General features: G+C 67.1%; 18 protein-coding genes and 1 tRNA gene. 8 read left to right on the forward strand and 11 right to left on the reverse strand.

The window, feature by feature from the left end; all coding sequences use genetic code 11:
* Nucleotides 1–30: 30 nt before the first annotated feature.
* A complete protein-coding gene (locus WS75_RS08055; protein WP_059680018.1) occupies nucleotides 31–711 on the reverse strand; it encodes a PspA/IM30 family protein in 681 nt (226 codons plus the stop codon).
* Nucleotides 712–1,148: 437 nt separating this feature from the next.
* On the opposite strand from WS75_RS08055, the gene WS75_RS08060 reads away from it, so the two are divergent.
* Nucleotides 1,149–3,668 (forward strand): penicillin-binding protein 1A, encoded by a 2,520-nt coding sequence (locus WS75_RS08060; RefSeq protein ID WP_059680019.1) that lies wholly within the window; start codon nucleotides 1,149–1,151, stop codon nucleotides 3,666–3,668.
* An 87-nt stretch (nucleotides 3,669–3,755) separates the two neighbouring features.
* On the opposite strand, the gene WS75_RS08065 is transcribed toward WS75_RS08060, so the two are convergent.
* The 4 genes from WS75_RS08065 to mfd all read right to left on the reverse strand — a co-directional run bounded on the left by WS75_RS08065 (nucleotide 3,756) and on the right by mfd (nucleotide 10,227).
* Nucleotides 3,756–4,226, reverse strand: a complete 471-nt coding sequence (locus WS75_RS08065) for a DUF3574 domain-containing protein (RefSeq protein ID WP_059680020.1) — start codon at nucleotides 4,224–4,226, stop codon at nucleotides 3,756–3,758.
* Between the two features lie 133 nt (nucleotides 4,227–4,359).
* A complete protein-coding gene (locus WS75_RS08070) occupies nucleotides 4,360–5,379 on the reverse strand; it encodes a threonine/serine dehydratase (RefSeq protein ID WP_059680021.1) in 1,020 nt (339 codons plus the stop codon).
* A gap of 60 nt (nucleotides 5,380–5,439) precedes the next feature.
* Nucleotides 5,440–6,660 carry an acetylornithine deacetylase gene (gene argE / locus WS75_RS08075; RefSeq protein WP_059680022.1) on the reverse strand — a complete coding sequence of 407 codons (1,221 nt, stop codon included), beginning with the start codon at nucleotides 6,658–6,660 and terminating at the stop codon, nucleotides 5,440–5,442.
* A gap of 96 nt (nucleotides 6,661–6,756) precedes the next feature.
* Nucleotides 6,757–10,227, reverse strand: a complete 3,471-nt coding sequence (mfd, locus tag WS75_RS08080) for a transcription-repair coupling factor (RefSeq protein ID WP_059680023.1) — start codon at nucleotides 10,225–10,227, stop codon at nucleotides 6,757–6,759.
* Between the two features lie 108 nt (nucleotides 10,228–10,335).
* Here mfd and ispD point away from each other — a divergent pair, with 108 nt between their 5' ends.
* Together ispD and ispF are read left to right on the forward strand one after the other, a co-directional pair.
* Nucleotides 10,336–11,046 (forward strand): 2-C-methyl-D-erythritol 4-phosphate cytidylyltransferase, encoded by a 711-nt coding sequence (gene ispD / locus WS75_RS08085; RefSeq protein WP_059680024.1) that lies wholly within the window; start codon nucleotides 10,336–10,338, stop codon nucleotides 11,044–11,046.
* Nucleotides 11,047–11,073: 27 nt separating this feature from the next.
* Entirely contained in the window at nucleotides 11,074–11,559 is a 486-nt protein-coding gene (ispF, locus tag WS75_RS08090) for a 2-C-methyl-D-erythritol 2,4-cyclodiphosphate synthase (protein ID WP_059680025.1), read from the forward strand.
* 148 nt (nucleotides 11,560–11,707) lie between these two features.
* On the opposite strand, the gene WS75_RS08095 is transcribed toward ispF, so the two are convergent.
* From WS75_RS08095 to ompR, 4 genes are all read right to left on the reverse strand, one after another.
* The gene (locus WS75_RS08095) at nucleotides 11,708–12,235 is read right to left on the reverse strand and encodes a carboxymuconolactone decarboxylase family protein (RefSeq protein ID WP_044843722.1); all 528 of its coding nucleotides are present in this window, start codon (nucleotides 12,233–12,235) and stop codon (nucleotides 11,708–11,710) included.
* Between the two features lie 76 nt (nucleotides 12,236–12,311).
* Complete coding sequence (locus WS75_RS08100; RefSeq protein WP_059599970.1) at nucleotides 12,312–12,860, reverse strand: peroxiredoxin; 549 nt, start codon at nucleotides 12,858–12,860, stop codon at nucleotides 12,312–12,314.
* Nucleotides 12,861–13,049: 189 nt separating this feature from the next.
* Nucleotides 13,050–14,411 carry an ATP-binding protein gene (locus WS75_RS08105; protein WP_059680026.1) on the reverse strand — a complete coding sequence of 454 codons (1,362 nt, stop codon included), beginning with the start codon at nucleotides 14,409–14,411 and terminating at the stop codon, nucleotides 13,050–13,052.
* 40 nt (nucleotides 14,412–14,451) lie between these two features.
* Nucleotides 14,452–15,186 (reverse strand): osmolarity response regulator transcription factor OmpR, encoded by a 735-nt coding sequence (gene ompR / locus WS75_RS08110; RefSeq protein ID WP_004192636.1) that lies wholly within the window; start codon nucleotides 15,184–15,186, stop codon nucleotides 14,452–14,454.
* Nucleotides 15,187–15,444: 258 nt separating this feature from the next.
* Here ompR and WS75_RS08115 point away from each other — a divergent pair, with 258 nt between their 5' ends.
* The 3 genes from WS75_RS08115 (at nucleotide 15,445) to WS75_RS08125 (ending at nucleotide 18,618) form a co-directional block, all read left to right on the forward strand.
* Complete coding sequence (locus tag WS75_RS08115; RefSeq protein ID WP_059680027.1) at nucleotides 15,445–15,723, forward strand: hypothetical protein; 279 nt, start codon at nucleotides 15,445–15,447, stop codon at nucleotides 15,721–15,723.
* 119 nt (nucleotides 15,724–15,842) lie between these two features.
* Entirely contained in the window at nucleotides 15,843–17,327 is a 1,485-nt protein-coding gene (locus tag WS75_RS08120) for a DUF1800 domain-containing protein (protein ID WP_059680028.1), read from the forward strand.
* Between the two features lie 67 nt (nucleotides 17,328–17,394).
* On the forward strand, nucleotides 17,395–18,618 hold the full coding sequence (locus WS75_RS08125; protein ID WP_059680029.1) for a DUF1501 domain-containing protein: 1,224 nt from the start codon (nucleotides 17,395–17,397) through the stop codon (nucleotides 18,616–18,618).
* A gap of 24 nt (nucleotides 18,619–18,642) precedes the next feature.
* On the opposite strand, the gene hpnD is transcribed toward WS75_RS08125, so the two are convergent.
* The gene (hpnD, locus tag WS75_RS08130) at nucleotides 18,643–19,476 is read right to left on the reverse strand and encodes a presqualene diphosphate synthase HpnD (protein WP_059680030.1); all 834 of its coding nucleotides are present in this window, start codon (nucleotides 19,474–19,476) and stop codon (nucleotides 18,643–18,645) included.
* 247 nt (nucleotides 19,477–19,723) lie between these two features.
* On the opposite strand from hpnD, the gene WS75_RS08135 reads away from it, so the two are divergent.
* Nucleotides 19,724–19,810: transfer RNA gene (locus WS75_RS08135), tRNA-Leu, on the forward strand.
* 186 nt (nucleotides 19,811–19,996) lie between these two features.
* A complete protein-coding gene (locus WS75_RS08140; RefSeq protein WP_059680031.1) occupies nucleotides 19,997–20,287 on the forward strand; it encodes a hypothetical protein in 291 nt (96 codons plus the stop codon).
* Nucleotides 20,288–20,396: 109 nt separating this feature from the next.
* Here WS75_RS08140 and WS75_RS08145 read toward each other — a convergent pair whose 3' ends face one another.
* On the reverse strand, nucleotides 20,397–20,627 hold the full coding sequence (locus WS75_RS08145; protein WP_059680032.1) for a hypothetical protein: 231 nt from the start codon (nucleotides 20,625–20,627) through the stop codon (nucleotides 20,397–20,399).
* Between the last annotated feature and the right edge of the window lie 21 nt (nucleotides 20,628–20,648).

The following is a 20,648-nucleotide window of genomic DNA, read 5'->3' on the forward strand; positions in this document are numbered from 1 at the left end:
CGGGCCCGGCGGGCCGAGGCGCGGTTGCCGTTACTGCGCGGGCGTGTCGAGCTGCTTCTTCAGCGCGGCGAGGCGGTCCTCGACCGACGGGCCCTTGTTCAGCGCGGCGAGCTTGTCGTCGAGCGCCTTGCCGCTCGACGTGTCGGCCGAATTCAGGCGGGCGTCCGAGCGCGCGTTCTGCAGCGCGACCTTGTCCTCGAGCTTCTGGAAATCCTCGGACAGGTTCTTGCCGCCGATGCCGCCCAGCGCGCTGGCCGCGACGTCCTTCGCCTGTGCGATTTCCTGCTTGGCCTGCAGGATGTTCGAGCGTGCGTTCAGGTCGTTGCGGCGCTGACGCATGTCGGCGATCTGCCCCTTCAGCTTGTCGACCGACGGCTCGAGCGTCGTCAGTTCGGCCGCCAGCGCATCGCGCTCGGCTTCCGCGTTCGACTGCGCGGCGAGCGCCTCGCGTGCGAGCGCTTCGTCGCCGGCCTGCAGCGCGCGCTTCGCGCCGTCTTCGTACTTCTTCACCTTGTCGTCGGCCGCATCGCGCTTGCTGCGCTGGGTCGCGACTTGTGCCTCGATCTCGATCAGCGAATTCTCGGCACGGCCGATGCTGTCGTCGAGCTCCCGCACGATCTGCCGTGCGTCGCGCGACGGATCCTGTACCGAGTCGGCCGCATCGTTCAGCAGGCCTTTGATCGTGCGCGAAATAGAGTCGAAAAGCGACATGAAATCCTCCGTGGTTGAAAGATGCCGCGTTAGCGGCAATGCCCGTCGCGAATCGGTTCCGACCCGCGTGAGCTGGCGGATATTACACCGCCGGCCCCTTAAATACGGCTTAAGTGCCGGAGTTCAAGCGCCATGCGTGTGCGGATTCCAACCTTTCGCACCTGAAAGAAACGCCGCGGCACGCACCGGGTTGCGAGTCCATGATAGGCGGAGCATGGCGCCAATACGTTCCGCAATTCACGCTTGTGCGGGAATTTTTACAAAAAATCGCGAAGCCGATCGGTCGATTTCATTAAAATGCGCTGTCACGTCGCGGGAACGGATCGCCGCGCGGCGGGGTCTGTCGACGTGACAGTTGCCACGATGCACCCACTCTGATTCATCCGCTTGCATTTTCCGCATGCGTCCGAGGGCGCCACGCCGCCCGCCATTCCGACATGCCAATTATCAAACGACCGTCTTCTCCTTCCGACCGAAAAGAGCCTCACTACACGTTGCGCCGTTCGCCGTCGGGGGCCTATTACCCCGATGATGACGACCGCGGCGACGACCGGCGCGCGCAGCGCCGCGGAGGCGGGGGCAGCGATCGCCGTTCGTTCGGCTCGCGCGTCGCGCTGTGGTTCGTCGGCCTGTTCGCGACGCTCGCGATCGTCGGTGCGCTGATCGTCGGCTACGCACTCGTCGTGATGGCGCCGCAACTGCCGTCGCTCGATGCGCTGACCAACTACCAGCCGAAGGTGCCGCTGCGCGTGTTCACCGCCGATCACGTGCTGATCGGCGAGTTCGGCGAGGAGCGCCGCAGCCTCGTGCGCTTCCAGGACATTCCCGACGTGATGAAGAAGGCGGTGCTCGCGATCGAGGACTACCGCTTCTACGAACACGGCGGCGTGGACTTCCTCGGCATCCTGCGCGCGGGCGTCGCCGACCTGATGCACGGCGGCGCGCGCCAGGGCGCGAGCACGATCACGATGCAGGTCGCGCGCAACTTCTTCCTGTCGAGCGAGAAGACGTATACGCGCAAGATCTACGAGATGCTGCTCGCGTACAAGATCGAAAAGGCCCTGACGAAGGACCAGATCCTCGAGCTGTACATGAACCAGATCTACCTGGGCCAGCGCTCGTACGGTTTCGCGGCCGCCGCGCGCGTGTATTTCGGCAAGGATCTGAAGGACATCACGCTCGCGGAAGCGGCAATGCTCGCGGGGCTGCCGAAGGCGCCGTCCGCGTACAACCCGGTCGTCAATCCGAAGCGCGCGAAGGTGCGTCAGGAGTACATCCTGAAGCGCATGCTCGAGATCGGCTACATCACGCAGCCGCAGTACGACCAGGCGGTGAAGGAAGAGATCCACGTGCGCACGCCGGGCAACCAGTACGCGGTGCACGGCGAATACGTCGCCGAGATGGTGCGGCAGATGATGTATCAGCAGTACAAGGATGAAACCTATACGCGCGGGCTGACCGTCACGACGACGATCAACTCGACCGACCAGGAAGCGGCGTACCAGGCCGTGCGTCGCGGCATTCTCGATTACGAGCGCCGCCACGGCTATCGCGGGCCGGAAGGCTCGATCAACCTGCCGGCGGCCGGCGACGACCGCGACGAGGCGATCGACGATGCGCTCGCCGATCACCCGGACAACGGCGACCTGCAGTCGGCGGTGGTGCTGGCCGCGTCGCCGAACGCGGTCGAGGTGCAGTTCGTCGGCGGCGCGACGACGACGATCGGGCCGTCCGGGCTGCGCTTCGTGTCGGCGGCGCTGAGCCCGCGCGCGAACGCGACGCTGCGAATCAAGCCGGGCTCGATCGTGCGCGTGCTGAAGGACGGCAACGCGGGCTGGCAGGTCGTGCAACTGCCGCAGGTCGAAGGCGCGCTCGTCGCGATCGCGCCGCAGGACGGTGCGATCCGCTCGCTCGTCGGCGGCTTCGACTTCAACAAGAGCAAGTTCAACCACGTGACGCAGGCGTGGCGCCAGCCGGGTTCGTCGTTCAAGCCGTTCATCTATTCGGCGTCGCTCGACAAGGGCCTCGGACCGGCGACGATCATCAACGACGCGCCGTTGTACTTCCCGCCGAGCGTGCCGGGCGGCACCGCGTGGGAGCCGAAGGACGACGACCAGCCCGACGGGCCGATGTCGATGCGTACGGCCCTGCAGCGTTCGAAGAACCTCGTGTCGATCCGGATCCTCGCGTCGATCGGCACGCAGTACGCGCAGGAGTACGTGACGCAGCGCTTCGGCTTCGACCCGGCGAAGACGCCGCCGTACCTGCCGATGGCGCTGGGTGCCGGCCTCGTCACGCCGCTGCAGCTCGCGACCGGCTATGCGGTGTTCGCGAACGGCGGCTACAAGGTCGATCCGTACCTGATCGCCGAAGTCGACGACGCGCGCGGCCAGCCGCTGCAGAAGTCGCAGCCGGTGATCGCCGGCGGCACCGCGCCGCGCACGATCGAGGGCCGCAACGCATACGTGATGAACAGCCTGCTGCACACGGTCGCGACGGCCGGCACGGGCGCGGGCACCAACGCACTCGGCCGAAGCGACCTGCAGGGCAAGACGGGTACGACGAACGATGCGAAGGACGGCTGGTTCGCCGGCTACCAGCAGTCGCTCGTCGCCGTTGCATGGATGGGCTTCGACCAGCCGAAGAGCCTCGGCAGTCGCGAATTCGGCGCGCAGCTGGCGCTGCCGATCTGGGTGAACTACATGCGCACCGCGCTGAACGGCGTGCCCGAGCAGCAGATGCCGATGCCGGACGGGCTGACGTCGATCGACGGCGAGCTTTACTACGTTGATCGCACGCCGGGCAACGGCTTCGTCGCGAGCGTGGACATCAACCCGGCCGCGAACGCGATCAGCGCGAACGACGCGCTCGGCTCGGCCGGCTCGGAGGGGCTCGCGCCGCCGCCCGTCACGCAGCAGGAGAAGCAGCAGATCATGGACATGTTCGAGAACAAGTAAGCGATACGCGGATGTCTCGCATGCGACGGGCGCCTTCGGGCGCCCGTTTTTTTTGCGTGTCGCCGCGCGTCGGTCGATGAGGACGAATCAGAACGACGCGCAGGCTGGCACGAGCGTGATGCCGACCGACTCCTGCCGGAAGCGCTCGCGGTACGCTTGCCGGATCTCGGCAAGCCGCGTGTGTGTGGCGGCCGTATCGTCGGCGACGATACGGACCACGAAACTCGCTTCGCGGATGATCTGGCCGGTGGCGCGGTCGCGCCATTGGCCGTGGGTTTCCCAGTACGTGAAGCCGTCCGGAAAGCGCGGCGTGACGACGTCGGCGAGGAAGGCCGCGCGTTCCGCATCGGTAACGGGCCCGCGTCCGGCGATCGCGCGCCCGAACAGCAGGTCGGCCTGCAGCATCCGGTGCGCGTCCGGCTGCACGCAGGCTGCGGGCGTGTCGATGACGGGCGAGGGTGGTGCCGCGCAACCGGCGAGCAGCGCGATGGCGGCAGCGCCGATCGCGTGGTGCGCGCGACGCCGCCACGTCGCGGGACGTGCATTCGAAGACGGCATCTGCCTATTTCGCGTCCGGCACGCCTCGCGCGCGTAAAACGCTGCGCGCTCAACCACTTGCGTACATGTCCGGCGGGTTATCAACAGGGCTGTCAACATAAACTGGGGATAACCCTCGGTGCCGTGCGCGGCTTCAGTGCTGCAGTTTCGCGTGCGCGAGATGCATGCCGAGCGTCGCGGGGTCGGTGTTCGTGCCCGACAGCAGCACGCCGACGCGTTTTCCCTGCAGCGTTTCGCGCAGCGGGCCGAGCAGCGCCGCGAGCGCTGCCGCGCACGCGGGTTCGACCGCCAGCTTCAGGTGCGAGAACAGGAACAGCATCGCCGCGCGCAGCGCGTCGTCGGACACCGTGACGATGCGGTCGACGTGGCGCCTGCACAGCTGGTAGCTGTATTCCTCGGTGTGCGGCGCCATCAACGAGTCGGCGATGGTCTGCATCGCGCTCATCGTGATCGTGTGATTCGCCGCGAAGCTGCGGCTCATCGCGTCGGCGCCTTCCGGTTCGACGCCATACACGTGCACGCGCGGATTCGCGAGCCGCAGCGCGGTCGCCATGCCGGCCGCGAGCCCGCCGCCACCGATCGGCACGATCACCGCGTCGAGATCGGGCGTCTGCGTTGCCCATTCGTAACCGAGCGTCGCGGTGCCGAGAATCGTGTGAAAACCGTTGAACGGATGGATGAAGAAGCGGCCTTCCTCGGCCTCGATCCGCCGCACGAGGTCGAATGCCTGCGACGCGCTGCCGGCGAGCACGACTTCCGCGCGGTAGTGCTTGCACTGCGCGATGCGCGCCGGGCTCGCGGTATGGAACATCACGACCTTCGCGCTGCTGCCGAGGCGCATCGCCGCGAACGCGACGGCTGCCGCATGATTGCCGGCCGACACACACGTGACGCCGGCGCTCTTGCGCGCTTCGTCGAGGGCCAGCAGGTGCGTGAACGCGCCACGCGCCTTGAAGCTGCCACTCACCTGCAGCAGCTCGAACTTGAAGTTGACGTGCGTGCCCTCGAGGGAAGGCAGGTCGGCGCGTTCGAACACGGGCGTGCGCGCGACCCACGGCGACAACGCGAAATGCTGCGCGGCGATGTCGTCGAGCGTCGGAATCGGCTCGCCGTCGATCGTCGTATGGGCAGTGCCCTGTTGTTCAGTCGACATGACGTGGCGGGTGGCGGGGTGGGCCGGCCCGCACACGCAGGCCGGCGTGGCGGGGGGCAGTCAGTGTGCGTCGACCGACATGCTGCGGATGAACTTGCGCAGGAACTGCTCGCAGGCGGCGAGCTGCGCGAGTTCGACATATTCGTTCGGCTTGTGCGCCTGTTCGATGTTGCCGGGCCCGCACACGACGCTCGGGATGCCCGCGCGTTCGAACAGGCCGGCCTCGGTGCCGTATGCGACCTTGCGCTTGTCCTGGTCGGCCGTCAGCGCGCGCACGAGCTGCGTGATCGCGGCCTGTTCGGTCGCATCGAGCCCGGGCGCGGCGGCGATCTTCGAGAACTCGATTGCCGCGTTCGGATGCTCGCGACGCATCTGCGGCAGCAGCGTTTCCTGCGCATACGCTTCGATGCGCGTGAAGATCTGCTCGGGATCGAGCGTCGGCAGGTTGCGGAACTCGAAGTCGAACCGGCATTCGGCCGGCACCGTGTTGATCGCGTTGCCGCCCTGGATCGTGCTGGTTTGCGCGGTCGTGAACGGCACGTCGTACAGCTCGTCGAACGGGCCTTCGGCGCGGAAGCGCTCGGCGATGTCGCGGATGTGGCAGATGAGGCGCGCCGCATACTCGATCGCGTTCAGGCCCTTCGGCGTCAGCGACGAGTGTGCCGCGTGGCCGCGCACGCAGCAGCGGTATGCGTTGATGCCCTTGTGCGCGATGATCGGCCGCATGCTGGTCGGCTCGCCGACGATGCAGCCGGACGGCTTCACGCCGCGCTTGACGAGATCGGCGATCAGAAGCGGTGCGCCCGCGCAGCCGATTTCCTCGTCATAGGACAGCGCGAAATGGATCGGCTTCGCGAGCTTCGTCGCCTGCATCTCGGGCAGCAGCGCGAGCGCCACGCCGATGAAGCCCTTCATGTCGCACGTGCCGCGGCCGTACAGGCGGCCGTCGCGCAGCTCCGGCGCGAACGGGTTGCTGTCCCACTGCTGGCCGTCGACCGGCACGACGTCGGTATGCCCCGACAGCACGATGCCGCCGTCGGTCGAGCCGTCGTGCGCGGGCACGGTCGCGAACAGGTTGGCCCAGCCTTCGCGCGGATCGTGCGTGAGCGTCGACGCGATGCCCTTCGCGGCAAGCGCGTCGCGCACCGTTTCGATCAGGCCGAGGTTCGGCACGCGGCTCGTCGTGTCCATCGACACCAACTGCTTGATCCAGGGCAGGCTGACGAGCGAAGCGTCGCCTTGGTCGGCGGCGGACGGCGCCGTCGCGTCGAGAGTGGACATGGCAAAACTCCGTCTGATGAATGGGAAAATCATACTCAAAAACGCGTTCGCCCGCCTTCGCCGGCCGCGATGCGGTGCAGCATCGCGGCCGTGTGGTCAACGTGCCGCGCTCGCCGCGTCGGCGCGCGGCGCGAGTGCGCGCAGCGTTTCCTTGATCGTCGACACGCGGATCGCGAGATCCGGCGAGCGCGTCTCGATGCGCAGCTTGTCCTGGCCCGCGAGCTTGATGTGCCGGTGCTTCTGCACCATCTCGATGATCCGCATCGGATCGATCGGCGGGTTCGGCTCGAACTGCAGCCCGATCGCCGCCTCGCTCGCGTCGATCTTGACGATGCCGAGCGGCTTCGCGGCCAGCCGCAGCCGGTGCGTCTCGACGAGCGCGTGCGCCTGCGGCGGCAGCTTGCCGAAGCGGTCGATCAGCTCTTCCTGGATACCGTCGATCGCGTCGCCGTGCTCGCAGTTCGCGAGACGCTTGTACAGCGATAGCCGCTCCTGCACGTCCGCGCAGTAGTCGGCCGGCAGGATCGCGGGCGCATGCAGGTTGATTTCCGTCGTCGCGGCGAGCGGGGCGGTGAGGTCGGGCTCCTTGCCGTTCTTCAGCGCCTTCACCGCGTCGTTCAGCATGTCGGTGTAAAGCTGGAAGCCGATCTCGTGGATCTCGCCCGACTGCTTGTCGCCGAGCACCTCGCCGGTGCCGCGGATCTCGAGGTCGTGCATCGCGAGATAGAACCCCGAACCGAGTTCCTCCATTTGCTGGATCGCCTCGAGCCGGCGCTGCGCCTGCTTGGTCAGCGACTGCGGGTCGTGGACCAGCAGATATGCATATGCCTGGTGGTGCGAACGGCCGACGCGGCCGCGCAACTGGTGAAGCTGCGCGAGGCCGAACTTGTCCGAGCGATGCATGATGATCGTGTTCGCGCTCGGCACGTCGATGCCGGTTTCGATGATGGTCGTGCACAGCAGCACGTTCGCGCGCTGCGCGACGAAATCGCGCATCACGCGTTCGAGTTCGCGCTCGTGCATCTGGCCGTGCGCGATCACGATGCGCGCCTCGGGCACGAGTTCCTCGAGCATCGCCTTGCGGTTCTCGATCGTCTCGACCTCGTTGTGCAGGAAATACACCTGGCCGCCGCGCTTCAGCTCGCGCAGCATCGCCTCGCGGATCACGCTTTCCTCCTCGCGGCGCACGAAGGTCTTGATCGCGAGCCGCTTCTGCGGCGCGGTCGCGATCACCGAGAAATCGCGCAGCCCCTCGAGCGCCATCCCGAGCGTGCGCGGGATCGGCGTCGCGGTGAGCGTCAGCACGTCGACTTCCGCGCGCAGCGCCTTCAGCGCTTCCTTCTGGCGCACGCCGAAGCGGTGTTCCTCGTCGATGATGACGAGGCCGAGGCGCTTGAACTGCACATCCGACGACAGCAGCTTGTGCGTGCCGATGACGATGTCGACGCTGCCTTCGTTGATCTGCGCGATCGCCGTGTTCACTTCCTTCGCGGTCTTGAAGCGCGACAGCTCGACGATGCGCACCGGCCAGTCCGCGAAGCGGTCCACGAAGGTCTGCGTGTGCTGCTCGGCAAGCAGCGTGGTCGGCGACAGCAGCGCGACCTGCTTGCCGCCCATCACCGCGATGAACGCGGCGCGCAGCGCGACCTCGGTCTTGCCGAAGCCGACGTCGCCGCACACGAGGCGGTCCATCGGCTTGCCGCTCGTCATGTCGCCGATCACGGCCGCGATCGCGGCGGCCTGGTCCGGCGTTTCCTCGAAGCCGAAGCTTTCCGCGAACTTCACGTAGTCGCGCGGGTCGAGCGCGAACGCGTGGCCTTCGCGGGCCGCGCGGCGCGCATACAGGTTCAGCAGCTCGGCGGCCGTGTCGCGAATTTGCTGCGCGGCCTTGCGCTTCGCGCGCTCCCACTGGCCCGAGCCGAGCGCGTGCAGTGGCGCGCTGTCGGGATCGGCGCCGCTGTAGCGCGAGATCACGTGCAGTTGCGCGACCGGCACGTAGAGCTTGCTGTCGCCCGCGTATTCGAGATGCAGGAACTCGGTCTCGCCCTCGCCGAGATCCATCGACACGAGGCCCATGTAGCGGCCGATGCCGTGCTGCGCATGCACGACCGGATCGCCGACCTTCAGCTCCGACAGGTCGCGCACCATCGCGTCGACGTTGCTCGCCTGTTCCTGGCGGCGGCGCCCGGCGCGGCGGCCGAGCGCACCGTACAGTTCGGTTTCGGTGACGATCGCATAACCTTCGCCCGGCACCGCGAAGCCGCTCGACAGCGGCGCGACGCCGAGCGCGAAGCGTTCGTCGCTCGTGAGCCAGCCCGCGAAGTGGTCGTTCGACGCGGGGCGCAGGTGATGCTCGGCGAGCAGTTGCAGGATCGTCTCGCGGCGGCCGGCCGATTCGACCGTCAGCAGCACGCGCTTGCCCGACGATTCGACGAACGTGCGCAACGATGCGAGCGGATCGTCGGAATGGCGGTCGACGGTGAGCTCGGGGAGCGCCGTCGCCCAGCCGCCGGCCGGCTGCGCGGGCAGCACGACGCGTGCGAACGGCTTCGCGAACGCGAAGAAATCCTCGTCGGACAGGAACAGGCGCTGCGGCTCGAGGATCGGCCGCTCGCGATCGTGCGCGAGGAACGCGTGACGCTGCTTCGTATCGGCCGTGAAGCGGCGGATCGACGCTTCGAGGTCGCCGGTGAACACGAGGTGCGCATCCGGCGGCAGGTAGTGGAACAGCGTGGCCGTCTCGTCGAAGAAGAGGGGCAGGTAATACTCGATGCCGGCCGACGGCACGCCGTTGCCGATGTCCTTGTAGATCGTCGCGCGGCTCGGGTCGCCTTCGAAGGTCTCGCGCCAGCGGCTGCGGAAGGCCGTGCGCGCGGCTTCGTCGAACGGAAACTCGCGGCCGGGCAGGAGGCGCACGTCGCGAACCGGGTAGAGGCTGCGCTGCGTATCGGGATCGAACGCACGGATCGAGTCGACCTGGTCGTCGAACAGGTCGATCCGGTAGGGCAGCGGCGAGCCCATCGGGTACAGGTCGATCAGCGAGCCGCGCACGCAGTATTCGCCGGGTCGCACGACCTGGCTCACGTGCTCGTAGCCGGCCAGCGTGAGCTGGGCCTTCAGCTTTGCCTCGTCGAGCCGCTCGCCCTGCGCGAACGCGAACGTGTACGCGGCCATGAACGACGCGGGCGGCATCCGGTACAGCGCCGTGGTCGCGGGCACCAGCAGGATGTCGCAGCGGCCCTCGCCGAGGTCGTGCAGCGTCGCGAGGCGCTCGGAGACGAGATCCTGGTGCGGCGAGAACGTGTCGTACGGCAGCGTTTCCCAGTCCGGCAGCAGGCGCACGCGTGCATCGGGCGAGAAGTAGCGGATTTCCTGCGACAGCCGCTGCGCGTCGACCGCGTTCGCGCAGATCACCGCGAGGAGCGGGACCGCGTCGCGGTTGTCGGCGAGATAGCGGGCGATGGCGAGTGCGTCGGCGGAGCCGTGCGCGCCGTCGAAGGCGAACCGCTGGCCCGGTTTGACGCGGGCGACGGGCGAAGCGAACGGGGTGGAAGCGTTGTCTGGCATAGGGACGGCAGGGGTGGCGGGCACGGGCGCATCGCGGTGCGCCGGTCGAGACGAAAGACCTATTATAAAATCCGCTTCTCGATTTCATCTTTCCGGCGTTTCCCCTTCGTGACTCCCCGACTTTTCGCCCTGATTCCTTGCGCCGGCACGGGCAGCCGTTCCGGTTCGGCCGTGCCGAAGCAATACCGCACGCTGGCCGGCCGTGCGCTCCTGCATTACACGCTCGCCGCGTTCGACGCGTGCAGCGAATTCGCGCAGACGCTCGTCGTCCTCGCGCCCGACGACACGCACTTCGACGCGCGCCGCTTCGCGGGCCTGCGTTTCGCGGTGCGCCGCTGCGGCGGCGGCTCGCGGCAGGCGTCGGTGCTCAACGGGCTGCTCGGGTTGGCCGAATTCGGCGCGAGCGACCAGGACTGGGTGCTGGTGCACGACGCTGCGCGCCCGGGCATCACGCCGGAGCTGATCCGCACGCTGGTCGCGACGCTGAAGGACGACCCGGTCGGCGGCATCGTCGCGCTGCCGGTGGCCGATACGCTCAAGCGCGTGCCGGCTGGCGGCGACGCGATCGCGCGCACCGAATCGCGCGACGCGCTGTGGCAGGCGCAGACGCCGCAGATGTTCCGCATCGGCATGCTGCGCGACGCGATCCTGCGCGCGCAGCGCGAAGGCCACGACCTGACCGACGAAGCGAGCGCGATCGAATGGGCCGGCCATACGCCGCGCGTCGTGCAGGGCAGCCTGCGCAACTTCAAGGTCACGTACCCGGAAGATTTCGCGCTTGCGGAAGCGATCCTCGCGCGCCCCGCGAATGCTTCCTGACTTTCACCTCATCTCACCGGAATACGCATGGATTTCAGAATCGGACAAGGCTACGACGTGCACCAGCTCGTCCCTGGGCGCCCCCTCATCATCGGCGGCGTGACGATTCCTTACGAGCGCGGCCTGCTCGGCCACTCGGACGCGGACGTGCTGCTGCACGCCATCACCGACGCGCTGTTCGGCGCGGCGGCGCTGGGCGACATCGGCCGCCATTTCTCGGACACCGACGCGGCGTTCAAGGGCGCGGACAGCCGCGTGCTGTTGCGCGAGTGCGTCGCCCGCGTGAAGGCGGCCGGCTTCACGATCCAGAATGTCGACAGCACGGTGATCGCGCAGGCGCCGAAGCTCGCGCCGCATATCGACGGGATGCGTGCGAACATCGCGGCCGATCTCGGGCTGCCGCTCGAGCGCGTGAACGTGAAGGCGAAGACCAACGAGAAGCTCGGCTATCTCGGCCGCGGTGATGGCATCGAGGCGCAGGCTGCCGCGCTGCTGGTGAAGCACGGCGCGTGAGCGCCTGAAGCCGGTCCGAAGCGGCGCGCCGGTTGCGCCGCCGGAACGAAAAATGCCACGCGCTTGCGTGGCATTTTCGATTTGCGGCGCGGTGCGGCGCGCATGGCCGCCGCACTGCACCGCACTGCGCCGCCGCTTGCGCGACGGCTTATTCGCCTTCGGCGGCGATCACCTGCGCGGCGGCGTTGATCACCGACGCGATGCGGCCGACGTCGCGCAGCTGCGTCGTCGTCATGCCTTGCTCGTTCTTCAGCAGCGCATAGTGCGACTTCACGCAGAAATGGCACTTGCCGACGATCGATGCGGCGAGCGCGTACATCTCGAACCTGCGCTTGTCGACGCCGCCGTGCGACGCATACGCGCCCATCCGCAGCTCGGCGCGCTGCGTCTTCAGGTCGGCGTCGTCGGCCATCTCGACATACGGATACCAGGTGTTGTTCATCCCCATCAGCGCGGCCGCCGTCAGCACGGCGTTCGTCTCTTCGGGCGACAGCACGCCGGCTTCGCGGATCGTCTTCACGAGCACGGTGCTCTTCGCCGCGACCGCCGCCGCCAGCGCGACGCCGACTGCATCGGTGCCTTCGAGCGACGAGCGCGAGATCGTGCCGTCGAGGTTCAGGCGAATGTCCTTCGCGTAGTCGGGGATGCGTGCCTTAATCGAGTCGATGAATTCCATTGATATCTCCTATGGGTTGGCCGTTAAAAAAGCCCGCAGGCAGGACGTGCGCCGCGGGCTTCGTGCATCGATGCGCTTACAGCGTTGCGCCGCCGACTGCACGGTTGCACGGGCACAGTTCGTCCGTTTGCAGGCCGTCCAGAATGCGCAGGACTTCTTCCGGGCTACGGCCGACGTTCAGGTTGTTCACCGAAACGTGCTGGATCGTGTTGTCCGGATCGACGATGAACGTTGCGCGCAGGGCCACGCCGGCTTCCTTGTCGCGCACGCCGAGCTGGTCGATCAGCTCGCCCTTCACGTCGCCGAACGAGTAGTGGTTCAGCTTGTTCAGGTCCTTGTGCTCACGGCGCCATGCGAGCTTCACGAATTCGTTGTCCGAGCTGCCGCCGAGCAGGACGGCGTCGCGCTCTTCGAACTGCTTCGTCAGCTTCGCGAACTCGACGATTTCCGTCGGGCACACGAACGTGAAATCCTTCGGATAGAAGTAGATGATCTTCCACTTGCCCGGGAACGACGCTTCGGTGATGGTCTCGAACGCCGACTGACCGTTTTCCTCGTGATTGTTGAAGCCCGGCTTCGCGGCTACGACGGTGAATGCTTCGAGTTTATCGCCCACGGTTTTCATGCGGATACTCCTGTATGAGTTGGGAAGAAGACTGAGTCAAGCTACCTCGGTGCTGCAACGTTGGTGTGACAGCATGGGCAGGAATATAACACTATTAACAAAACACTTCAATAGATTTTGACTAACGATCCCCATAGTTTTTTTCAACCGCGCCGATAGTGTGACGCGCAAGAAGCGTGCGCGAACGCGTCACGCCGTCGCACGCGTCTTGCTGGCGCCGCGGAATTCGAGGGTGACTTCGAGGCCCGCTTCGGGGCTGCGGTTGCGCAGGCGCAGCGCGCCGCGATAGCGGCCGACGAGGCGCAGCACGATCGCCATGCCGAGCCCCGTGCCGTCCGCCTTGGTGCGCGCCGTGTCGACGCGGTAGAACGGCCGCATCACGAGCGGTAGCTGGTCTTCGGGGATGCCGGGGCCCTCGTCGCTCACCGACAACTCGACGCGCGCGTGCGTCACGCGCGTCTCGAGCGTGATGCGCGACACGCCATCGTCGCGGCTCTGGCCGTATTTGCGCGCGTTCTCGATGAGGTTGCCGATGACGCGGCGCATGTCGGTCTCGTCGGCTTCGATCACGGCGGTCGCCGCGAGCCGCGTGCGGATCTCGACGCCGTCTTCGCCCGACACGCGCGCGGCGACTTCCTGCACGATCGACGACAGGTCGACGGGCTCGGGCTTGCGCTGCGACGGGCGCGCGTAATCAATGAAGGCCGCGATGATGCGGTCCATCTGCTCGATGTCGTCGACCATCGCGTCCTTGGTCGCCTGGTCGGACGGGCTCATCTCGGTCTCGAGGCGCAGCCGCGCGAGCGGCGTGCGCAGGTCATGCGAGATGCCCGCGAGCATCAGCGCGCGGTCGGCCTCGAGCTGTTCGAGATCGCGCACCATCTGGTTGAAGCTGCGGTTGGTCTCGGCCGCGACGCCCATCCCGCGCTCGGGCAGCGGATCGGGCGCCTGGCCGGAACCGACCTGGCGCGCGGCGAGCGCCAGCCGCGAGAACGGCCGGTTGACGAGGCTCGTGATGAACGCGGAGCCAAATAGCGACAGCGCGAGCGCGAACAGGCCCCAGCCGGCCCACTGCAGGCCCGTGACGCTGTCGAGCTGGTCGCGGTCGAGCGCGACCCAGTAATCGTCGTCGTCGATCTTGAAACTGATCCACACGCCCGGGATGTCGTTGACCGACTGCGCGATCACGGTATCGTCGCCGAGACGGCTGCGGATGTCGTGTTCGATCAGGCGGTTCAGCGATTCGTCGGGCTGCAGCTTGAACTTGTCGGTCTTTTCGCGCGGGTACACGCGCACGCCCTCGTTGCTCTCGAGATCCTGCAGCAGCGCGCGCCGCAAATCGGGATCGGAATAGAGCAGGGCGGTGCGCGTGAGCTTCACGATCGCGACGAGCTGGAGCGCGACGCGCTGCGCGCGCGGCTCCCGCTCGATGACGCGAAAGCTCTGGAACCACGCGGCGAGACTGACCGAGATCAGCAGCGCGATCAGCAGGAAGGTGCGCCAGAACAGCCCGCCGAACGCGAGCTGCAGGAGGCGCCGGTCGATACGCATGGGACGGGCCGTGGACAGGCGAAACCGGAAAGGAAAAAGATCAGGCGGCGCCGTCCGGAATGAACACGTAGCCGAGGCCCCAGACGGTCTGAATGAAGCGCGGGCTGCCCGGATCCGGTTCGATCAGCTTGCGCAGGCGCGAGATCTGCACGTCGAGGCTGCGGTCGAACACTTCGTATTCACGGCCGCGCGCGAGCTCCATCAGCTTTTCGCGCGACAACGGCTGGCGCGGATGGCGCGCGAACACTTTCAGCACCGAGAATTCGCCGGTCGTCAGCGGAATTTCCTGGCCCGACTTCGTCAGCGTCCGCGTGGCGAGGTTCAGCGAGAATTCGCCGAACTCGAACACCTCGGTGGTTTCCGACGGCGCGCCCGGCAGTTCGGCCGGCGCCTGGCGGCGCAGCACCGCGTGGATGCGCGCGACGAGTTCGCGCGGATTGAACGGCTTCGGCAGGTAGTCGTCGGCGCCCATCTCGAGGCCGACGATGCGGTCGACATCCTCGCCCTTCGCGGTGAGCATGATGATCGGCGTGCGGTCGTTGCTGCCGCGCAGGCGGCGGCAGATCGACAGGCCGTCCTCGCCCGGCAGCATCAGGTCGAGCACGAGCAGGTCGAAGCGCTCGCGTACCCAGAGCTTGTTCATCGCGGTCGCGTTTTCCGCGACGTACACGTTGAAACCCTGCTCGCCGAGATAGCGGCGCAGCAGATCGCGCAGGCGCGGGTCGTCGTCGACGACGAGAATCTTGGAGGGGTTTTTCGTTTCCATGAGCGGCATCTTATCGCGAATGGGAAATCACGCACGGTTGCGTATTTTCGCGCGTTACAGTCCGTTACAAAATTTACCCGTAGTGTCGCGCGGAGTAAAGGCAGGCTATAGAGATTCCTTTACTCGAAGCCGAAATTCGGTAGATACTCCCCTGCACTCCATCTTTCATCTTTGTACGCCCGAATTCCGCAGGGTTTTTCAAGTACCAGAGGTAACCGGTTGCCGCGTGACGAAGGGAACAAATCGACCAAAGAAGCGAGGACGGTCATGCGATCTGCCCGGATTGCACTGATGCTGACGATCGCACTTGCCGGTCCATATGCGTCGAACTTCGCGTATGCGCAGCGCCCCGAGCAGGGCGCCTCGTCGCGCAAGCTGCAGCGCGGCAAAGCGCCGCAGCCCGACCGTGCCGCCGACATGGGGGTCCGTTCCGCCGTGCCTCCCGATCTCGAACAGCGCCGCCGCGACGGGCACATGACGCCCGAAGAGCGCCACCTGTTGCGCCAGCACATCGAGGACGCCGTTCGCGAGCTGTACAAGCGCTGACACGCGCGCAATCTTGCGCGGCGCAGAAAGATTCCGTAGCAATTTCCCGTCAACTTTCGCACGCCTGCTGCCGTTGTACCGGCATCCGCACCGCCGGTGCGTTCCGGGAGTCCACGACGATGAAAGCGAACGCTGCCGCCCCGGCATCGCCCGCGATGCAGGCGCCGCTCGACGCCGACGATGCGCTGTTCTTCCTGAGCCGCACCGGCTTTTCTCCCGCACCGGCCGAGGTCGCCCGCATCGTCGGGATGACGCGCGCGCAAGTCGTGGCCGATACGCTCGGCAACGTGCGCCGCGACCCCGTGACGACCTGGCCCGACTGGCTCGCCGAGTTGCCGCCGACCCGCGCTCAGCGACAGGCGCTGACACCCGACATGCGGCGCGACGAGCAGCGCGAACGCAATCGCCGCTACGATGCGTTGCGCGCGGCGTGGGTCAACGAGATGGTCGTGACGCCGACGCCGCTCACCGAGCGCATGACGCTGTTCTGGCACGGGCACTTCACATCCGGGCAGGACAAGGTCCCGTATCCGCAGACGATGGCCGCGCAGAATGCGCTGTTTCGCCGCGAGGCGCTCGGCAACTTCGGTACGCTCCTGCATGCGGTCGCGAAGGATCCGGCGATGCTTCAGTATCTCGACGGGGCGAGCAACCGCAAGGGCCGTCCGAACGAGAATTTCGCGCGCGAGGTGATGGAGCTGTTCACGCTCGGCGAGGGGCATTACACGCAGCACGACGTGACCGAGGCGGCGCGCGCGATGACCGGCTGGAGCGTCGATCCCGATACGCTGCGCTTCGTGGTGCGGCCCGAATGGCACGACGCGGGCGACAAGACGATACTCGGCGAGACCGGGGCGTTCGACGGCGACGGCTTTCTCGACATCCTGTTGAAGCGGCCCGACACCGCTCGCTTCATCGCCGGCAAGCTGTGGCGCGAGTTCGTGTCCGATACGCCCGATGCCGGCGCGCTCGATGTCGTCGCCGAACGGTTTCGCGCGAGCGGCTACGACATACGCGCGGCGCTCGCAGCGCTCTGGTCGACCGACGAGTTCTGGGATCCGCGCAATCGCGGCGTGCTCGTGAAGTCGCCGGCCGAGTTCGTCGTCGGATCGGTGCGATTGTTCGACGTCGCGTATGGCGATCCGCAAATGCTGGCGAACACCGTGCGCACGCTCGGGCAGAACCTGTTCTATCCGCCGAACGTGAAGGGCTGGCCGGGTGGCGCGATGTGGATCAACAGCACGACGCTGCTTGCGCGCAAGCAGTTCGTCGAGCAGTTGTTCCGCGCAACCGAGACCGTCGGCATGCGGGCGCCTGCGCGTGCGATGGCGGCACCGTCGCCGAATGCGCGTGCGCAAACGATACCGGTTGCCGACATGCGCGACGCGCCAGCGAAACCTGCGCGCGGCGGCCTGCGCTTCGACCTCGAACGCTGGCTCGCGCAGTATCGTGCGCGGCCGCAGGCGATTGCCGGATTGTCGACCGAGCTTCAACTGCAGCACGCGGTGCTGCCGCTGTCGCCGGTCGCGGCAATCGATACGGACTCGACCGGCAGCGCGTATCTCGAGGCGCTGCTGATGGATCCGGCCTATCAACTGAAATGACCGAAACGACGATGAACCGGCGCGCTGCCGCGATGGCCGCGCCGCGCGGCAAACCGAAGGATGCACGATGAACCGACGTGATTTTCTGACGCTGACGGGCGCCGCGGCTGCTGCGGGCGTGTCACTGTGGCAGTCGCCCGCGCAGGCGGCGACATCGATGGCCGCGGCGGGGCGGCAGCTGGCGGCCGGCTACGCGAACGTGCTGATCCTCGTCGAGCTGAAGGGCGGCAACGACGGCCTCAACACGGTGGTGCCGTATGCCGATCCGCTCTACTACCAGTTCCGCCGCAGCATCGGCATCGCGCGCGACCACGTGCTGCAGCTCGATGCGCATACGGGGCTGCACCCGTCGCTCGCGCCGTTGATGCCGCTGTGGCGCGACGGGCAGGTCGCGATCGTGCAGGGCGTCGGCTACCCGCAGCCGAACCTGTCGCATTTCCGCTCGATCGAGATCTGGGATACCGCGTCGCGCTCCGACCAGTACCTGCACGAAGGCTGGCTCACGCGCACGTTCGCGCAGGCGCCGGTGCCGCCTGGCTTCGCTGCCGACGGCGTCGTGCTCGGCAGCGCGGAGATGGGGCCGCTCGCGAACGGCGCGCGCGCGATCGCGCTCGTCAATCCTGCGCAGTTCGTCCGCGCGGCGAGGTTGGCCGAACCGTCGTCGCTGCGCGAGCGGAACCCGGCGCTCGCGCACATCATCGACGTCGAGAACGACATCGTGAAGGCGGCCGACCGGCTGCGCCCGCGCGGCGGGATGCGCGAGTTCAAGACGGCTTTTCCGGCCGGCACGTTCGGTACGTCGGTGAAGACCGCGATGCAGGTGCTCGCGGCATGTGAGGCGTCGGGGCCCGGCGCGCAGGACGGCGTCGCGGTGTTGCGGCTCACGCTCAATGGTTTCGATACGCACCAGAACCAGCCGGGGCAGCAGGCTGCGCTGCTCAAGCAGTTTGCGGAAGGGATGAGTGCGATGCGCGGCGCGTTGATCGAACTCGGGCGCTGGAACCAGACGCTCGTGATGACGTATGCGGAATTCGGACGGCGCGTGCGCGAGAACCAGAGCAACGGCACCGATCACGGTACCGCCGCGCCGCATTTCGTGATGGGCGGCCGCGTGGCCGGCGGGCTGTACGGCGCGGCGCCGGCACTCGGGCATCTCGACGGCAACGGCAACCTGCCGGTCGCGGTCGATTTCCGCCAGTTGTATGCGACCGTGCTCGGGCCGTGGTGGGGGCTCGATGCGACGCACGTACTGCAGCAACGCTTCGATACGCTGCCGCTGCTCAAGGTGTGACGCTTGGGAGGGTGACGGCGCGGATCAGCGGCGGCGCGCGGCGCGCCACGCGATCCACAGCTTGCGGATCGGTGTCAGCGCGATGCGCTGGTGCAGCACCTGGTAGCCGTCGCGCTCGATTTCGTCGAGCAGTGCACCGGCCAGTGCGATCTGCGCGCGCAGCGTGCGTTGCGCGCGGCGTTCGGAGGCGGGGATCGCTGTGTCGGCGGCGGCCAGCGCTTCGCGCGCGCGGCCCGTCTGAAACTGCAGCAGCTCGGTGAAGGCCGGACTGTAGCGGCGGTTCAGCAGGTCGGCAGCGGTCACGTTGTAGCGCTGCAGTTCGTCGATTGGCAGATAGATGCGGCCGTGGCGCGCATCGTTGCCGAGTTCCTGCACGAATTGCGCGAGCATCAGCGCGCGGCCGGCATCCGCGGCCCACGGCTGCGGGTCGGCCGGATTCGCGGCGCTTGCGCGCGCGACCAGCGACGCGAAGGTGCCGCCGACCTGCGCGATGTAGCGCTCCAGGTTCGCGAAATCCAGGTAGCGCGCCTGTTCGAGATCCATCCCGTAACCGTTGACGAGCGTGCGCAGCGCATCGGTTTCGGCACCGATCGCCGGGTGGTGTTGCACGAGCGCCTTCGTGACCGGATGCGACGGTTCGCCGGCGGCGAGCGCCGCGAGTTCCTTGTGCCACCACGCGAGCTTCGTGTGTCCGACGGTCGGATCGCTGGTTTCCTTGACGGTTTCCTCGAGTTCGCGGCGCAGCGCGAACAGGGCCGTCAGGCGCGGTTCGGCGGCGAGCGGCGCCTGGCGCAGCGCGTAGTAGACGCTGGAGCCCGCGGGGGCGGCCTTTTGCTGACAGTAGTCGTCGAAGTTCACGGGTGGGATCGTGGCGGAGGCGGATTCGGGGACGCGCGCCGGCGCATGGCCGGCGGCACTCGAGCGCGGATTCTAGCACCGCTCTTCGACGGGCGCCGGTCGGGCGAGACAACGCTGCGCAGATCGGGTAGAATCTCGCGCTCGCCTGATCGGGCGTGCCGGTTTTCGTGCCGACACGAAGCCCCGGCAAGTCCCGGGCGCGTGGAGAACGCATCTTGCGTGCCATGCGCAGCGGTGACAAAAATTCGCGTGAGTGGCGAAATTGGTAGACGCACCAGGTTTAGGTCCTGACGCCCGCAAGGGTGTGCCGGTTCGAGTCCGGCCTCACGCACCACGAAGTCGAACGTGCCCCGCTAAGGGCCGTTCCCAAAAAAGCGCTGCCGGTCGGCTGACCGGCAGCGCTTTTTTGTTGGTGCGGCTCCGCGGGGAGTGCGCACGCTTTCGCGGGCACGGAAAACCGGCTGCGTTTATTATGAACAAAGCCATTCATTCACGTGGGTTGTCCAACCGGGGACCATCGATGCCCAACACCGCACGCATGCTGATTTCCGCTCTTTCTCTGACGCTGGCGATACCGGCGTTTGCGGCCACGCCTGCCGACAACGTCGCATGGAGCGCGCAGCCCGTGCAGGCGATCGCGCCGTCTCCGGCGTGCATGGCCTACTCGGGGCGGCCCATCTCGAGCGGTGAGCTGCCGACGACGGAGGCCGTGCTGAAATCGGTCGGCACGGTGCTGGTGGGTTCCGCGCTGAGCGCCATCCATGGCTATCAGGGGCCGATCGCGAATCCGTGCGCACGCGCGGGCCTCTGAACGGTTCCAGTCCGAACGGAGCGGCTCGCTGCTCGTCGCAGATACCCGCACCTGAAAAAGAAGGCGCCGCGTGTCCACCCACCGCGGCGCTTTGTCGTTTCGAGCGTGCCTAGTCCCAGAAACTCCGCACCGCGACCGCCACGATCACCGGCACCGAGAACACCAGCGGAATCGCGAAATACTGCGCTTCGCGATCGACGATCCAGCTATAGATCAACCACGCCGCGCCGATCGCGAACGTGATGAGGCCGACCAGCACGGCGGCGATATTCAATACGAGCTTCGACGGCTGGCGGCGCGCTTTGTCGTTGGTGTCGGGATCGCGCGAAGACGAATTCATCTGAAGAAGGGGCCGGACCTG

This window comes from Burkholderia sp. FL-7-2-10-S1-D7 (assembly GCF_001524185.1).
Taxonomy (GTDB): domain Bacteria; phylum Pseudomonadota; class Gammaproteobacteria; order Burkholderiales; family Burkholderiaceae; genus Burkholderia; species Burkholderia diffusa.

Bases quoted from the DNA above. Each gene is read 5' to 3' on its own strand.
- WS75_RS08100 (WP_059599970.1), bottom strand. From the start codon at position 12,860: ATGAAAACCGTGGGCGATAAACTCGAAGCATTCACCGTCGTAGCCGCG.
- mfd (WP_059680023.1), bottom strand. From the start codon at position 10,227: ATGCCAGACAACGCTTCCACCCCGTTCGCTTCGCCCGTCGCCCGCGTC.
- WS75_RS08060 (WP_059680019.1), top strand. From the start codon at position 1,149: ATGCCAATTATCAAACGACCGTCTTCTCCTTCCGACCGAAAAGAGCCT.
- WS75_RS08140 (WP_059680031.1), top strand. From the start codon at position 19,997: ATGCCCAACACCGCACGCATGCTGATTTCCGCTCTTTCTCTGACGCTG.
- WS75_RS08115 (WP_059680027.1), top strand. From the start codon at position 15,445: ATGCGATCTGCCCGGATTGCACTGATGCTGACGATCGCACTTGCCGGT.
- ompR (WP_004192636.1), bottom strand. From the start codon at position 15,186: ATGCCGCTCATGGAAACGAAAAACCCCTCCAAGATTCTCGTCGTCGAC.
- WS75_RS08070 (WP_059680021.1), bottom strand. From the start codon at position 5,379: ATGTCGACTGAACAACAGGGCACTGCCCATACGACGATCGACGGCGAG.
- WS75_RS08105 (WP_059680026.1), bottom strand. From the start codon at position 14,411: ATGCGTATCGACCGGCGCCTCCTGCAGCTCGCGTTCGGCGGGCTGTTC.
- WS75_RS08055 (WP_059680018.1), bottom strand. From the start codon at position 711: ATGTCGCTTTTCGACTCTATTTCGCGCACGATCAAAGGCCTGCTGAAC.
- WS75_RS08065 (WP_059680020.1), bottom strand. From the start codon at position 4,226: ATGCCGTCTTCGAATGCACGTCCCGCGACGTGGCGGCGTCGCGCGCAC.
- WS75_RS08125 (WP_059680029.1), top strand. From the start codon at position 17,395: ATGAACCGACGTGATTTTCTGACGCTGACGGGCGCCGCGGCTGCTGCG.
- WS75_RS08145 (WP_059680032.1), bottom strand. From the start codon at position 20,627: ATGAATTCGTCTTCGCGCGATCCCGACACCAACGACAAAGCGCGCCGC.
- argE (WP_059680022.1), bottom strand. From the start codon at position 6,660: ATGTCCACTCTCGACGCGACGGCGCCGTCCGCCGCCGACCAAGGCGAC.
- ispF (WP_059680025.1), top strand. From the start codon at position 11,074: ATGGATTTCAGAATCGGACAAGGCTACGACGTGCACCAGCTCGTCCCT.
- WS75_RS08120 (WP_059680028.1), top strand. From the start codon at position 15,843: ATGAAAGCGAACGCTGCCGCCCCGGCATCGCCCGCGATGCAGGCGCCG.
- WS75_RS08095 (WP_044843722.1), bottom strand. From the start codon at position 12,235: ATGGAATTCATCGACTCGATTAAGGCACGCATCCCCGACTACGCGAAG.